12 protein-coding genes and 1 pseudogene are annotated in these 16344 nt (G+C 33.2%); 7 read left to right on the top strand and 6 right to left on the bottom strand.

Going from position 1 to position 16344, the window contains the following annotated elements; all coding sequences use genetic code 11:
• Positions 1–1700 precede the first annotated feature (1700 nt).
• Positions 1701–3177, bottom strand: a pseudogene (locus tag BUA03_RS17170) (glutamate synthase-related protein).
• 178 nt (positions 3178–3355) lie between these two features.
• On the opposite strand from BUA03_RS17170, the gene BUA03_RS08135 reads away from it, so the two are divergent.
• Positions 3356–5734, top strand: coding sequence for a hybrid sensor histidine kinase/response regulator (locus BUA03_RS08135; RefSeq protein ID WP_066081727.1), 2379 nt, complete (start codon positions 3356–3358; stop codon positions 5732–5734).
• On the opposite strand, the gene BUA03_RS08140 is transcribed toward BUA03_RS08135, so the two are convergent.
• The 3 genes from BUA03_RS08140 to BUA03_RS08150 form a co-directional block, all read right to left on the bottom strand.
• A complete protein-coding gene (locus BUA03_RS08140; protein ID WP_066081725.1) occupies positions 5731–6528 on the bottom strand; it encodes an NYN domain-containing protein in 798 nt (265 codons plus the stop codon). The genes BUA03_RS08135 and BUA03_RS08140 overlap by 4 nt on opposite strands.
• Before the next feature lie 63 nt (positions 6529–6591).
• Positions 6592–7152: a GDYXXLXY domain-containing protein gene (locus BUA03_RS08145; protein WP_066081723.1), complete on the bottom strand. Its 561-nt coding sequence runs from the start codon at positions 7150–7152 to the stop codon at positions 6592–6594.
• On the bottom strand, positions 7142–8425 hold the full coding sequence (locus BUA03_RS08150) for a DUF2157 domain-containing protein (protein WP_066081721.1): 1284 nt from the start codon (positions 8423–8425) through the stop codon (positions 7142–7144). Before BUA03_RS08150 ends, BUA03_RS08145 begins: the two co-directional genes overlap by 11 nt.
• Before the next feature lie 278 nt (positions 8426–8703).
• On the opposite strand from BUA03_RS08150, the gene BUA03_RS08155 reads away from it, so the two are divergent.
• Positions 8704–9966: a cysteate-C-fatty acyltransferase gene (locus tag BUA03_RS08155; protein WP_066081719.1), complete on the top strand. Its 1263-nt coding sequence runs from the start codon at positions 8704–8706 to the stop codon at positions 9964–9966.
• Positions 9967–10268: 302 nt separating this feature from the next.
• Positions 10269–10580 carry a hypothetical protein gene (locus tag BUA03_RS08160; protein WP_245792589.1) on the top strand — a complete coding sequence of 104 codons (312 nt, stop codon included), beginning with the start codon at positions 10269–10271 and terminating at the stop codon, positions 10578–10580.
• 91 nt (positions 10581–10671) lie between these two features.
• Here the strand turns inward: BUA03_RS08160 and BUA03_RS08165 are convergent, their stop codons facing one another.
• Both BUA03_RS08165 and BUA03_RS08170 read right to left on the bottom strand, forming a co-directional pair.
• Positions 10672–11793 carry a GTP cyclohydrolase gene (locus BUA03_RS08165; RefSeq protein ID WP_066081717.1) on the bottom strand — a complete coding sequence of 374 codons (1122 nt, stop codon included), beginning with the start codon at positions 11791–11793 and terminating at the stop codon, positions 10672–10674.
• Between the two features lie 21 nt (positions 11794–11814).
• On the bottom strand, positions 11815–12750 hold the full coding sequence (locus BUA03_RS08170; RefSeq protein ID WP_066081715.1) for a transporter: 936 nt from the start codon (positions 12748–12750) through the stop codon (positions 11815–11817).
• Between the two features lie 122 nt (positions 12751–12872).
• On the opposite strand from BUA03_RS08170, the gene BUA03_RS08175 reads away from it, so the two are divergent.
• The 4 genes from BUA03_RS08175 (at position 12873) to BUA03_RS08185 (ending at position 16337) form a co-directional block, all read left to right on the top strand.
• Entirely contained in the window at positions 12873–13142 is a 270-nt protein-coding gene (locus tag BUA03_RS08175; protein ID WP_066081840.1) for a DUF4834 domain-containing protein, read from the top strand.
• 48 nt (positions 13143–13190) lie between these two features.
• Positions 13191–15611: a YfhO family protein gene (locus BUA03_RS08180; protein WP_066081713.1), complete on the top strand. Its 2421-nt coding sequence runs from the start codon at positions 13191–13193 to the stop codon at positions 15609–15611.
• Between the two features lie 100 nt (positions 15612–15711).
• Positions 15712–15879 (top strand): hypothetical protein, encoded by a 168-nt coding sequence (locus BUA03_RS16670; protein ID WP_157492208.1) that lies wholly within the window; start codon positions 15712–15714, stop codon positions 15877–15879.
• On the top strand, positions 15879–16337 hold the full coding sequence (locus BUA03_RS08185; RefSeq protein WP_066081711.1) for a hypothetical protein: 459 nt from the start codon (positions 15879–15881) through the stop codon (positions 16335–16337). Before BUA03_RS16670 ends, BUA03_RS08185 begins: the two co-directional genes overlap by 1 nt.
• The last annotated feature ends 7 nt before the right edge of the window (positions 16338–16344 follow it).

Raw genomic sequence — 16344 nt, forward strand, 5'->3', positions numbered from 1 at the left:
TAACTGATAGCAACAAACCAAAGTGCATAATCAGGAGGCCCTTTAAAAAGGCCTCCTTTTTTTTGTGCCGGTATCTCCAAATAATAATTAGTCCTATCCTTTTTTGAAAGTTAATTTGCTATACTACTCTTCTTCGACTGTAGTTCTGTAGCTACTTATTATTTGTGCCTTTTTAATGTCTGATAATCAACACGTTAATTATTAGTTAAAGTGATGTATGTTGGTTTTGTATGTCCTAATTAGTTGTATATTTGATTATGGTTTTGGTTTATTGTTGAATATATCCATCTGCAAGGAGAAGAGTATTTAATAGTTAGTTGTATCGAAAGATATAAACTGATAGCAACACACCAAAGTACATAATTAGGAGGCCCTTTAAAAAGGCCTCCTTTTTTTGTGCCGGTATCTCCAAATAAAAATTAGTCCTATCCTTTTTTGAACGCTAATTTGCTACACTACTCTTCTTTGACTGTAATTCTGTAGCTACTTACTATTTGTGCCTTTTTAATGTCTGATAATCAATACGTTAATAATTAGTTAAAGTGATGTATGTTGGTTTTGTATGTCCTAATTAGTTGTATATTTGATTATGGTTTTGGTTTATTGTTGAATATATCCATCTGCAAGGAGAAGAGTATTTAATAGTTAGTTGTATCGAAAGATATAAACTGATAGCAACACACCAAAGTACATAATCAGGAGGCCCTTTAAAAAGGCCTCCTTTTTTTTGTGCCGGTATCTCCAAATAAGAACTAGCTCTGTCTTTTTTTGAAAGGTAATTTTCTTTACCACTTTTCTTCAACTGTGGAACTGTAATTACTTAGTATTATTACCTATGTAATGCCTGATAATCAATACGTTAATAATTAGTTAAAGTGATGTATGTTGGTTATGTATGTCCTAATTAGTTGTATATTTGATTATGGTTTTGGTTTATTGTTGAATATATCCATCTGCAAGGAGAAGAGTATTTAGTGGTTAGTTGTATCGAAAGATAGTAACTGATAGCAACACACCAAAGTACATAATTAGGAGGCCCTTTAATAAGGCCTCCTTTTTTTTGTGCTGCTCCTTGAAATAATCCTTTTTCAGATTATTTTTCAAAATAGTTTTTTAAAGCTTATTTTAAAATTTAGTTGCCAAATCACAGTAATCGAGTGAAAAAAGCCCTTTATGCATCTATAATAAAAATAAATTAAATGACTGATTATCAATTTAATTTATTGCTAAAAATTGTAGCTATAAATGTGGTTTTGATTAAGTACTAGAGATGGCAATCTCACAATGAAATAGATATCTCATATTCGACTCTACGTGTAATAGTAGCAGTTAATATTACTATTTAACATGGACTATTTTAAAAAATAGATAAGTTTTTTGTGTTTTTCTGTAACGGCTATTTTACTAGGAATTCAAAAGAGTTTCAGTTGCCATATTTAACACGTTAATTTTTGGTTAAAGAACTATTTTTCAATACTTTTTCATTTAATTAATGCTAATTTTAAGTATGTTTTTGATTAATTACTTGAATATGTCTTTCTTACAATAGGAATGATAATTCAATAATCAGCTATACTATTGACTGTATGAGTTGATAATGGTAAATCAGAATCAGCAACAGGAGGGCAGTAATGGCTCTCCTGTTTATTTAGTAAAGGTTCTTTTTAAAGCTTCGATACGCTTTTTAAATTGTCAGGAAATTACAAATCGGCTAAATGAGCAAATTCATCACCACGCATGAAAATGTTTATATCTACCTCTTTAAAGCTTTTTTTTCCTGCGGCAGCGAGTAGTTCATTTGCCGAATGTTATGTGTTTTTATGAAAATGAAAAACACGTTCTGATTTATCTGTTACAACCAATCCTTTCATTAGCGTTTTTTTCTTGCGTAGCCACTCCTGTAGGGCATGTATTGGTATTTCAATGTAACGTTTGAATACAACCTAGAGAAAATACAAAGCCACGAGCGCTGTTGCAAATATATTCATCAAGAGCAACTGCTCTCAGAATTGAATAGCCAGATATCTTTTTGCCCTTGAAAATAATACGCATGCTGTCTCTAATTCCAAAACGAACTAAAGTTTTAGTAACAAATATAAGTACAGGTTCAAATGGCATCCCCACACCATCTGCAAATTCTAGTGGTGCAGCTCCCGTTCCACCTTCAGCACCATCAAGAGTAATGAAATCGGGGAAGCAGTTTTGAGTACTCATTTCTTGGCAAATCATTTCAAATTCTTTAGTGTCCCCGATGCAAAGTTTGAATCCTATTGGTTTTTACATTGGAAAGTGCTCGTGATTTTGATATAAAAGCAATCGAACCTTTATTATCTTCAAATGCAGAATGATTGGGTGGTGAAAAAATCGCCGTGTTTGGTAAGACCCCTCTTAGTTTAGCATTTTGTACCGTGTTTTCTGCTGCTGCTAAAACTCCTCCACGGCCTAGTTTAGCTCCTTGTGATAACTTAATCTCAATCAGCTTTACTTCTGGTAAATTTGCTTTTTCAGTAAATCTACCGCCGTCAAAACCACTTCTATCATCGCGACAACCAAAATAACCTGTTCCTGCTTTGCCATTTGATTTCATTTCCCTACTTCTGGAATTCAGTTAATTCGCCTTCATCTTTATTGTGATAAAAGTTTCCTTTTAGCGCTCCTCATTTTTAGAACTGTGATAGCGTTCTCACTTAAAGAACCAAAACTCATTTCAGAAATATTCAATACAGCAACTAAATAAGGCTGTAGACAATTTTTTTCTCCAATTGATATTCGAGGAAGTTCTTCATTAACAACTGCAGGAAAAATGGAAAGTTTAATGCCTTCACAATGAGGTTCGTTTAAATTAAGTTGCGTTCCAAAAGAGGTATTAGAATCGATATTTTTGGTTCTTTGATAAGCGATGAAACGCTCACTTCTTGAAAAAGGTTTTCCATCAGTGGAACGTTCTATAAAATATTGCTGTAGTTCTGGATCTATCATTTCGAATAAATATATGAACTAACCCAAAACCGGAAAATTTCTTAAAATAGCATGTTTGTGTTGGATGCTGTTAGCCAAACCAATTAGAAATAAAATAGCCAAAAGCACTATAAATAGGAGCCCGATTTTGAAGTAAAAATAAATAATAGAGTTGCAAATTAATGCGGATAGTGCTAAAACGAAAAACTTCTGTCTCATTTTCAAAGTTGTTTAAGCTCCTAAAACATTAAGAATAGTAAATAATTCTTACTTTTAACGCTTTTTATTGAAAAGGATTTTTTTAATTCACATTCGCTGTCCTCATTTAAGACGTAGTTTGAAAACCACACGATCCTTTTTAACGTAACTATTTTTAATTAATAATAATTCACAAACTATGAGTCTAAAAATAGGTAAACCGATTCTTGCAGTTTCAAAATTTTTATTTTTTGTCTTGTTTTTTTCCAATACATATGCACAGTATGTCTTCCCAAGTGATTCAATTCCTCAAAAAATTTCTTTACACAAATATACCACGATTGCTAATGTAGGTCAAAGAAATTTAGAGGTCAAATTTGTTATGGCTAATTTTACTACTTTGGATCCGGTACAACTTCAAACTGAAAATGATGATTTAGGTTTTACGCAAAATAATTTCTGGTCAAAAACAGTACTAAAAAACCCGACCAATGCTACTCTGATTTACTATTTAGAGACTGCCAGACCTATTACTGATTTAGTCGAATTGTATACAATTGAAGGTGCTAGTGGGAAAATTACAAAAAAAATAAGTGGTGATGCCATTCCGTATTCAAAACGCAGTTTTGACAATCGTAAAACTATTTTCAAAATTGAAATTGGTCCAAAATCGACTCAGCAGCTGTATTTACATTTAACGAGTGATGGTGAAGCTATTAAAATTCCGATTATTCTATATTCAGCAGAAAATTTTATGACCTTGATATCAAATGAACAATTGTTTTTTGGTATGTTTTATGGAATTTTAGTCATTGCTGCAATAATCTATTTCTTCTTCTTTTTTGCTTTAAGCGATAAGATTTTTTTGTACTACAGTTTGTATGTTTTTTTTGTGGGTTTGTTACAATTTGCTTTAGATGGATTTTTCTTTAAGTTTATTACGCCAAATGCAGGTTGGTTTTCTAATCATGCCGTACTGTTTATAGCTATTATTGCTGTTTTTTTATCGGGCAAATACAGTGAGTTATTTTTGAAAATTAAAAACAATAGTCGAAAAATCTACATTCTGTTTAATGTTGCCTATGGCTTATTGATTGCTTTATTGCTCTGCGTTATTTTCATCCCATCTATTTTGTTGTTTTCTTACATTTTAGTAAATGTACTTACACTCGTGTTTTTAATCTTAATAGTTTATTCTATAGCCTATCTCTATTATAAAAGAAAGCCCGTAGATTCTTTTTTTACTGCTGGAATTTTATTTTTAATAACAGGTTTTGGAATTTTTATTTTCTACAATTTTGGTTTATTACCCAATACCTTCTTTACTCAAAACAGTTCTAAATTAGGAACTGGATTGGAGGTCATTTTCCTATCCCTTTCGATGTCCAAGTTAATTAGAAATTTGAAAAACGAAAAAAACGAACTCGATCGAATAGCTTTGGTTCGTTCCGAAGAAATGAACGATTTGAAATCCTATTTTTTATCAAATATTAGTCATGAATTGCGGACGCCATTAAATGCTATTGTAAACTTAATTGATTCAATTTCCAGTGAAGTTCAGGACGATAAAATTAGACAAAACTGTCAGATTATAAAATATTCAGCTCATAGTTTATTGAGTTCTGTTAATGATATTTTAGATTTTTCTAAAATTGAAAAAGGAGAATTGAAGTTGGAAATGAATCAATTTGATCCCTTGCAGGTTTTGCAGCATTTAAAAGATAATGCCAATCGAATTGCCACAGAAAAAGGACTGCGGTTTGAATTTTCTACCTCCAGAATTATTCCTGATTTATATGGGGATGTAACGCGTTTACAGCAGATTGTTAATAATGTCCTGAATAATGCAATAAAATTTACAGCCACAGGTTTTATTAAATTTACTATTGATAGTGAACTGAAAGCGAACAATAGAGCCCGTTTGATTTTGACCATTTCTGATTCGGGTGTAGGATTTCAAAAAGAAAAAATAGATCGTATTTTTGATTCCTTTTCTCAAAATAATAGTAATAATAAGCGCAAATTTGGCGGGCTTGGATTGGGACTTTATATCGTGAAAACATTGGTCAATATGCAAAATGGAACTATTGAAATGAGTAGTACAGTCAACGAAGGAACCACGTGCAAAATAGAATTAGATTTTGATATAGTGATACAGGAAAAAAAAGAAGTAGTTGGAATTGAGCCTGTGGTTTGCGATTTAGGAGGAAAAACTATTTTGGTAGTGGAAGACAACCCCATTAATCAAATGGTTATTAAAATGATTACTAAAAAATGGTTGAACACCACCGTTATTTATGCCAATAATGGACAAGAAGCACTAGAGGCATTCAAAATAAATCAATTTGATATTGTCTTAATGGATCTTCAAATGCCAGTCATGGATGGATACGAGGCAACAATTGCGATTAGAAATGGGGAAGTAGGAGTAGAGAATGCAAATATACCCATTGTTGCTGTAACCGCTGATGTGATGGAAACCACAAAACAGCGGGTTAAGGACATCGGAATGAATCATTATTTATCCAAACCTATACAGAAAGAAACCTTATATGAAACAGTAAAAAAATTAGTTTAGCTGAAACGCAATCGTACATAAACATGTTTAATTCCTTTTTTTTCAGATTCTCGTTCGTCTATTTCCAAGATATCAGTTAATGATTTTAGCATTGGAGTTAATTTTACAAAACCATAATTTCTAGGATCAAATTCTGGTTTTCTCTTTACGATTAGGTTTCCCACATCACCAAGAAATGCCCATCCATCATCATCGCAAATATCTTCTATGGTGGTTTCAATCAATTCAATGGTTTCTGTGTCGATTTTGCTTAATGATTTCTCTATCGGTTTTTCAACTGTTTTTCCAGCAGGTTTTCCAGCAGGTTTTATAGTATCTGCAGAACGTTTTTTTGCTTTTTTCTGAATAGCGCCATCTAAAACTTCGATATAAATAAATCGGTCGCAAGCAACTATAAAAGAATTGGGCGTTTTTTTCTCTCCAAGTCCAATAACTTTCATTCCAGATTCTCTCAAACGAATTGCAAGTCGTGTAAAATCAGAATCACTAGAAACAATACAAAAACCGTCTACTTTATCCGAATATAACAAGTCCATGGCGTCAATAATCATCGCTGAATCCGACGAGTTTTTACCCACTGTGTAGCTGTATTGTTGAATAGGTGTAATGGCGTGTTCTAATAAAACACTTTTCCACCCACCAGCATTTGGCTTGGTCCAATCGGCATAAATGCGCTTGGTGGTTGGTGTTCCAAATTTGGCTATTTCTTCCATCATTCCTTTTACATTGCTGTATGGAACATTATCAGCATCAATGAGAACGGCCAATTTTAATTCTTTTGTATCTTGTGACATTTTTTGATTTTGTTGCGTTTTTCTACTTTAAAGGTAGGAATAATTCTTTTAATTGATATTTCTTTACTTTTTGTTAGCTAAATCTTTGATGGAAACCTCGTTGATTCTAACATCTTTTATAACGGCTTCGCCATTTTTTATCGCAACTAAAGCATAAGTTTGATCCTTCTTATTTAGGGATAAATCCCGATAAATTTTTTCGGCGTCAGAGGCACTATTTTCATTCATATAAAACCGATTAAAAGGAAGGTCCAAAGCTATTTTATTCTGGTCAATAGTAAAGGCGATTTTTGATTTAACATAACAATTTTCAGCAGTGGGCTTATTTCTCGAAATTGAAATTATCTGTGCAAAACCATCTTTATTCGTTTTTATAGTGGCATAAACGGTCTCTCCTATCATCCATTTAGAGGCATTTTTAACGGTTATTTCTCGTTCTTTAAAAAAAAGAGTAATGTACTTTCCTCTAAAAGCATCATAAGGATCTACTGGAGCAGTTTGAAACTTGAACTCAGTTCCAGTTTTCACTACGTCTTCCTGTTTCAATATCATTTGCAACGGAACATACAATTGTACTACAATGAGTAAAATAAATAATAGCACTTGTACTTTCTTATTTTTCATTTCTATTTCTATTTTTTAGCATGATATAATTAGTCGCGAAAAATCCAAAACCAATGGCAATAAATACGATTCCTCGGATCACAAAACTCAAATTGGTATCAAAAAAACGACAAGTAATAAGAATGGTAATTATTACTAAACCAAAATTTAGTATTCCCAAATGTTTTTGGGTATTCCCGCGTTTAATCTCCGCAATCCCTATTGCTAATACGATTCCATTGGCGACAAGAGAAAATTCGTATCCCGAAATGAAAGGAAGGATATTGGTCAGAAAGACGAAGTCAAAAATGGTGATTTCTTTGAATTTCGTTTTGGAGTTTTTTGCATAAAATAAGACAGCAGCAAAAAGTGTAAGAAGAAAAGCAGTTAAAAATTCGGTTGAAAAAAAAGTATCTTTCGCAGAAATAGTATTATAAATAGACTTATCCCAAAACCACTTAAAGCTATAAAGCAACAGCAGGTAGAGTATTCCTAATTTTCCAATAATCAGATAGCTATTATTTTTTAATTTTAAATTTTTAAAAAAGGAGGATTCACCAATAAAATAAAAAATCGTAAACAAACTCATGTAGCTCAAGTACAGCAAATTCTCATTTCGATGAGCGATAGTGCCCAAACATATTAAAAGAGATAGCGAAACAAACCAGTTATGAAATAGAGTGAAATTGCTTTGTGAATTAGTTCTAAGTAGTTGTATATAGTGTGGAACTATTCCTAGAATTAGTAACCAATAATAATAAGAATGGGCATTTGGATAACTAAAGTAATTCGTATTACAAGCATAGTAGGTAATTCCAATAAGATATAATAGTGCAACTATTGAGGATCGAATAAGATAAACTAATGGCAAGCACAAAAGCATCCAAGTGATTAAAAATGAACTTAAATCTCCTGGAATATTATAAACCTGAGCAATCAATGAAATTGTGGTTCCAACGGCAAAGAAAAGAAAAACGGCAGAACTTTCTCGCCAAGCATTGTTTTCGGACTTTCTTAAAAGGGAATAACCACTTGCGAATTGACCAATCAAAAGAGGCAGAAACGATAGGATTATTTTTGAAAGTCGGGATAAATTATCCCAGTTATGCGCAAAAACTAGTACGACTCCAAGTCCAATAAGAATAGCTCCTAAAACGCCAAAAATTAAATACAGCTTATGCTCACTTCCACTTTCTTTTTGGCTGTAATATGCCTTAATTTTTTCGGCTGTTTCGGCTGTAATTATGTTGTCTTTCAGCAGATCGTGTAGATCGTTTGTGATTTTGGGAGACATAAATTATATTTTGTATGTCCCAAATATACAAAGATTATTGTTGAAATCATTTTTAAGTCCTAATTCATCCTGATGGTGAGAGGCGTCCTTTTGTACCGTTTTGGCGAGAGATAAAGCTCTTTTTCTGGACATCATAAATGGTATTATCTGGGAGTGGTATTAGTTTCAAAAAAGTATAAAGTTAAAGCTTGAAAAATAAATTTACTTTCAAGTCCTTTATAAAATTTAAATAATTATTTTTGCAACTTCTTAAAATTAAAATTATTACTTGATATATTATGGTAAAAGATTTATTCGAAAGGATTCAAAACAATAAAGGACCGCTAGGGAAATGGGCTTCACAAGCAGAAGGTTATTTTGTTTTTCCAAAATTAGAAGGGGAGCTTGGTCCAAGAATGCAGTTTGGTGGAAAAGATATTTTAAATTGGAGTTTGAATGATTATTTAGGGCTAGCCAATCACCCTGAAGTACGTAAGGCTGATACAGAAGCGGCTGCACAATATGGCGCAGCATACCCAATGGGAGCGCGCATGATGAGTGGACATACCAAATATCACGAGCAATTAGAAAATGAATTAGCGGCTTTTGTTATGAAAGAATCCGCTTATTTATTGAATTTTGGATACCAAGGAATTATGTCTACAATTGATGCTCTAGCTACAAAAAATGATGTAATTGTATATGATGTTGATGCTCATGCTTGTATTATTGATGGAGTTCGTTTGCACATGGGGAAACGTTTTACATACCGACACAATGACCTAGCAAGTATGGAAAAAAACTTGCAACGTGCTACAAAATTAGCGGAAGTAACAGGAGGAGGAATTCTTTTTATTACCGAAGGTGTTTTTGGAATGCGTGGACAACAAGGGAAATTGAAGGAAATTGTTGCCATGAAGGAAAAATATAATTTCCGTTTGTTGGTTGATGATGCGCACGGTTTTGGTACACTTGGAAAAACAGGAGCTGGAGCAGGTGAGGAGCAAGGTTGCCAAGATGGTATAGATGTTTATTTCTCTACTTTTGCAAAATCGATGGCTAATATTGGTGCTTTCATAGCCGCTGATAAAGATATTATTGACTATTTGAAGTATAATTTGCGTTCGCAAATGTTTGCTAAGGCATTACCAATGATACAAACAATTGGTTCGTTGAAGCGATTAGAATTGTTGCGTAATCACCCAGAATTAAAAGATAAATTGTGGGAAAATGTAAATGCATTACAAAACGGATTGAGAGAACGTAACTTTAATATTGGAGATACGAATACTTGTGTGACTCCTGTATATCTTGAAGGAAGTGTGCCCGAAGCAATGATTATGGTAAACGATTTAAGAGAGAATTACGGTATTTTCTTATCTATTGTAATCTATCCAGTGATACCAAAAGGAATTATCTTGTTGAGAATGATTCCTACCACGTCTCATACGTTATCAGATGTAGAGGAAACTCTTACTGCCTTTGAAGCGATTCGTGAAAAATTAGAAAATGGAACTTACAAAGAAATTGCATCTCGAACTAAAGTCGATCTAGACGCATAGTCCACCAATCATTCCTTCGTTCCAAATATCTTTGACGAGAAGAATGAAAATTAAAATAAAAAAAATCTCATTCGTCACGGCGACTGAGATTTTTTTGGTTCTAATACAATGGAACTAACTTATATTTATTAAAATTAAAAAAAAGGAGTATGAAAAAAGTAATTGCATTAGGTCTGGCTATAGTGAGTGTTCTTGTTTCTTGTAAAAAAGAATAAGAAACCGATGTAACTCCAGAAAAAATAGATATTGAAGAAACTGTTTCTCAAGAATGTTACAGCGGAAATATAAAAAAAGACACCATTTTGATGCAACTGATGGTCAAAGGAAATCAGGTTACCTCAGGAAAATTAAGCTATAATTTTTACGAAAAAGATAAAAATGAAGGAACACTTATTGGAGTATTAAAAGGCGATACGCTTGTTGCTGACTATACTTTTATGTCTAAAGGTATTTCATCCGTTCGTCAAGTCGTTTTCTTGAGAAAAGGAAACATATATGTAGAAGGTTATGGAGATGTTGTCGAAGTGGCCTCCGGAAAAGTAATTTTCAAAGATATAAAACAATTAAAATTCGATGGAAAAAGCGTTTTGTCAAAAGTGGATTGTAAATCCTAACCCCAATCCTCTACGAAGGAGAGGGAGCCAAAACCGAGAATAAAGTAGAATAAGAAAATCCCATTGGTAAATGGGATTTTATCTCTAGGATCTACGATAATTCTTTCCGAAAAGTACATCTTCGTTTGTGAATCACGGGATAAAAATGCTTCCATAAGTTGATACTAGCTGCATTATCAGCTAGCTCAGGAGTTCTGAAGCAGTTTATAATTCCCTTTTCAGTGAAGGTCTCGTAGTATTCATTGAAAATTATTGCGGTTACCGCCTTGTTTTGATAGTCAGGATGAACACCTATTAAATAAAAAATGACACTTTTGCTTTGCTTTTTAGCCTTTAGCAAATGCAAAAATCCAAAAGGAAATAATTTTCCTTTCGATTTTTTCAAAGCTTCAGCAAAATCAGGCATCACGATACTAAAAGCTACAATATTATGATCTTTGTCTTCCACGAATTTGACATATTCGGGATTGATAAAGCTGATATAGTTTTTCTTGAAATATTCTTTTTGGGTATCTGAAATTGCCACAAAAGAGGATAACGAGGCATAAGATTCATTGAATAAATCAAACATTTTATCCACATGCGGCATTATTTCTTTGGTAGTTTTAAAATTTAATGGAGCTAATTGATATCTTTTCTTCACTAAATCGTTGGCCTTTTTGAAAAATTCAGGTTTTACATTGGCGAAGGGAAATTTACTTTCAATATATTCTTTCTCTTTGATGTAACCCAGCTTTTCAAAATGTTCCGCATAATACGGATGATTGTACCACGTGATCATGGTTCCAATTTCGTCAAAACCTTCAGTTAGCACACCAACTTTGTCCAAGTTTGAAAACCCCATTGGACCTTCAACATACTCTAAGTTGTTTTTTCGCCCCAATTCGTATACTTTTTCAAGTAATGCTTTTGTTACCTCAATATCGTCAATGGTATCAAACCAACCAAAACGGACTTTCATTTTTTGTTGATCTTTTACTTCTTTCCAATTTATTATTGCAGCAATACGCCCTACAATTGAATTGTCTTTGTAGGCTAAGAAAAAATAGGCCTCAGCATCTTCGAAAGCAGGGTTTTTTGTTTTATCAAAGGTCTCTAATTCGTCTGCAATGATTGGTGATACCCAATATTTGTTGTCTTTGTATAAAGAAAAAGGAAATTTTATATACGCTGTTAATTCACTTTTAGTAGTCGCTTCTTTTATTGTAATCATGCTATTTTTTGAAATTCTATATTATCCTTTTTTTGTCTTTTTGGCTCTTTTCTCTGCTTTTTTACCAGAATCATTATTGTCAATATTTATGCGTATTTCTTTATAATTAGCATCATAGCGCCAAGAAAAACCAATTCCTCCATAAACGATAGATGGTGTGTCCTTAAGGCTTGTGCTTATGGACGCATCAATTTGCAGGTCTTTGTTTATTAAATAAGCCGCACCTCCACGAACGATGGCATCGCTGTAAAAATCACTCTTAAACCCTTGGTTTTCTACAAATCCAGACCATTTGTCATTAAACCCTCGCGTTAACGTTACTACATAGCCATAACTTGGAAAATCGGTCGTTACATAGTCTGCAATGATGTTAGTCACAAAAACCCATTTGCCATCACCTAAGTGATTTTGGGTGATCAACATGATTTTTGGCGATATGCTGGCTTCTGGAGAAAAAGCGTACGGATTATCGGCCATCGTAAAATTGGCTCCAGCAAATAAGGAAACGGCAGGGAGTAATTGGCGCCAATTAAATTTTCTATTGGCTTTCCAGCTGTAAATATTTACTTTTTTCTCATAGTTTTTAAAAGGGTCGTAAATTAAAAACTTAGCTCCTAAAACCGTTTGTTTGAAGTCAGCTATGTTGGAGTTGTTAAATAATGCGTTGTATTTCTCGTTTTGGTATTGTATGTCTGCTATCAATTCGAGCCTTTCCATGAATAGTCCCCAGCGTAGTGTAGCATCAATTCCAAAACCATTGGCATCATAATTTAGTAGACTGTGTTTTTGTTTGATTGCATATAAGCCTGTTTCTATTTGAATCACTGATTTCCCAACGGAGTAAGCAGACATAGTTTCACCTGGTCTATTAGAGTTAATTTGATCGGTATGTTGTCCATAAAGAATGCTTGGAATCGCTAAAAGGACGGTTGCAAGTAAGATTTTTATTTTTTGCATAGTGGTATTTTAATTAAAAAGAGACAACGCTTTTCAAATGTACTATATTTTATTATTTATTTAAGAATGAAATTTTAATTTTGAGTGTTGGATTTATTAATTTTGAAAAAAATTATACATTTATGCAAACAGCTTCCTTTACTGGTTTTATAAAAGCACTTTTTTATATGATCGCTTTCTACTATATTTTTAGGTTTTTGGCAAAATTGTTTTTGCCATTAATTGTAAAAAAAGTTGTAGAAAAAGCAGGGCAAAATATGCAACAGCAACAACAGAATACGTGGAATACTAAGCAAAGTAAAGATGAAATAATATACAATTCGGAGAATGTCAAAAAACCACGTGAAACCAAAAAAGTGGGGGATTATGTTGATTACGAAGAAATAGATTAAATTTGCCGTTATTAACACCCTTTTTACTGTAATCCTAACTTTTTTAAATTGAAAATAATAAATAAGTTCTATCCGCACGCCCTTGCCATCCTTGGTTTTATTATCGTTTCTGTTCTTTACTTTTATCCTGTGTTGCAGGGCAAACAAATATTTCAATCGGATATTGTTCAATATACCGGAATGGCTAAAGAGCAAAATGACTTTAGAGCCACAAATAACATAGAGCCGTATTGGACTAATTCAGCCTTTGGGGGCATGCCAACCTATCAGTTAGGCGCAAAATATCCACACGATTATATTGGAGCAATTGATGATGCGTTGCGTTTTTTACCGCGTCCTGCTGACTATTTATTTTTATATTTTCTTGGGTTTTACGGCCTGATGCTAGTTTTAAAAGTTGATCCTTTGAAAGCTTTTTTTGGTGCATTAGCCTTTGGACTATCGACCTATTTAATTATTATTCTTGGCGTTGGCCATAATGCAAAAGCTCATGCGATTGCTTATATGCCGCTAGTTATTGCAGGATTCATTCTAGTTTTTCAAAAAAAATATATTTTAGGAGGATTGCTTACTATGTTTGCTACTGCATTAGAAGTCAATGCAAATCACTTCCAGATGACCTATTATCTGCTAATTTTCTTGTTGATTCTTTCGGGATATTTTATCTATCGATTAGTGAAAGCGAAGGAATATAAAGCGTTGTGGTACTCTTTAGGAATACTCGCAATAGCTGGAACTTTAGCGCTTGGGGCAAATGCTACTAATTTATTGGCTACTGCTGAATATGCAGATTTCAGTACTCGTGGAAAAAGTGAATTGACATACAATCCAGATGGTTCTAAAAACACAAGCAATAGTGCATTAAGTCACGATTACATTACGGAATATAGCTATGGAGTTACTGAAAGCTTCAATTTGATAGCTCCCCGACTTTTTGGTGGTTCAAACAATGAGGCAGTTGGGAAAGACAGTCACATGTTTGAATTCATGATTGGTCAAGGTGTGCCGGAAGATCAGGCAACTGATTTTGTTTCTGGAATGCCAACCTATTGGGGAGATCAGCCTATTGTTGCGGCTCCGGCTTACATTGGCGTGGTCGTTTTCTTCTTGGGAATTTTAGCTCTATTCATTGATAAACGTAAAATAAAATATGTTTTTCTCTCCGGAGCTGTTGTGGCATTACTACTTTCATGGGGTAAGAATTTCCCGGTTTTGACTGACTTTTTTATCGATTTTGTGCCAATGTATAATAAATTTAGAGCAGTTTCATCTATCCAAGTTATTCTTGAATTGTGTTTCCCTGTTTTGGCGATTATGGGGTTGCAGTCCTTCTTTACATTAGATAAAAAACTACAATGGAAGGCTTTGTACGAAACGGTAATTATAGGTTTGGGAATTATTGTAATTTTATTTTTAAGTAAAAGTCTGTTCAGTTTTTCAGGAGGTAACGACGCCTATTTCCTAGAAAGCTATGGTCCTCCGTTTGTCGAGGCATTAAAGCAGGACCGCATGAGTTTGTATAGTGCCGATTTATTGCGTTCTGGTTTTTTTATTTTGGTCACTGCAGGTATCTTGTGGCTTGCTATTAAAGACCGACTTGCCCAAAAAACAGCAATCATTATAATAGGAATCGTGATGGTTTCTGATTTGTTTTTTGTTGATAAAAATTACGTTTCAGGAAAAGATTTTGTTAGCGGTAGTCAAGTTGAAGTTCCTTTTCAGGAATCTCCTTCGGATGTTGAGATTCTAAAAGACACTTCCCATTACCGCGTTTTTGAGGTTTCGGGGAATTTATCCAGCGCCAGAGCCTCTTATTTTCATAAATCAATTGGGGGATACAGTGCTGTGAAACCCAGAAGAATGCAACAGTTATTCGATTATCAAATTGCTAATAACAATATGGAAATCTTGAATATGCTTGATGTAAAATATGTGATTCAAACCGATAAAACAGGAAAAGAATTCCCAACATCAAACCCAAATGCTAACGGAAATGCTTGGTTTGTTAGCCAAGTAAAATTAGTGAATTCTGCTGACCAAGAAATGAAGGCATTAGCAAGTTTGGATTCTAAAAACGTTGCTGTTGTAAATAATAAAGAGTTTGAACTTAAAAATACGGCTTTCGCCAAAGATACTCTGGCAACAATTGAACTAGAATCCTATAAACCTAATCATTTAGAATATACTTCGAATAACACGAATGCAGGTTTGGGCGTTTTCTCCGAAATGTATTATGAAAAAGGCTGGAATTCTTACATTGATGGAAAAAGTGTAGATCATATTAGAGTGAATTATGTTTTAAGAGGATTGCAAATTCCTGCAGGAAAACACAAGATAGAATTTAAGTTTGAGCCTCAAGTAGTAAAAACAGGAAGTACAATTACCTTGATTAGTTCGGTTGGCATGTTATTGCTTTTGATTGGAGGAATTTATTTTGAAAGGAAGAATAGATTTAAGAATATTGATTAATGATTTTTGATGTAAGAACTTTAGAAGTAGTCGTCATGATTTATTCATCTTATTAATTCAATATTCATTTAGTATCTTTGTTGTAATCTAAAAAAAAGCAATGATGAAAAAGGTATTTCTTAATTGTGGAGCTCCAGAGGAGTTAGAAGTTAAAAGAATTGTCGAAATCAAATCGCTTTCTTATCTAGAAAGATTAGAAAGATTAATGGCGATTTTAGAGGTTTCGTATATGATTAAAACAGCCAAAAAAATACAATCTAAAAAATAATGAATGAGCAAATAGTTGCCATTTGGAATAGTTTTTTTCAAAACAAAGTTAGATATATAACTATTGGTGGTTTTGCCGTAAATATTTATGGTTATAATCGTAATACAGGAGATATTGACATTTATTTAGAAGACACTCTTGAGAATCGAATTAATTTAAGAAAGGCATTAAAGTCTATTGATTTAGGAGATTTTGAAACCATTGAAACAATGCAATTTATTCCTGGTTGGACAGATTTCACATTGAGTTATGGTTTGCGATTGGATATTATGACCGCCGTTAAAGGTTTGGAAAATAAATCATTTGATTCGCTTTTAAATGACGCTACTGTTTTAATGATTAAAGAAACTCCTGTTTATTTTATTGATTATGATAATTTGATTATTGCCAAAAAAGCGACAAACAGACCAAAAGACATTCTAGATATCGAGGAATTGGAAAAATTAAATGGAAACTAAACGTTTA

Origin of the sequence: Flavobacterium fryxellicola (assembly GCF_900143245.1) — a bacterium.
Lineage (GTDB): Bacteria > Bacteroidota > Bacteroidia > Flavobacteriales > Flavobacteriaceae > Flavobacterium > Flavobacterium fryxellicola.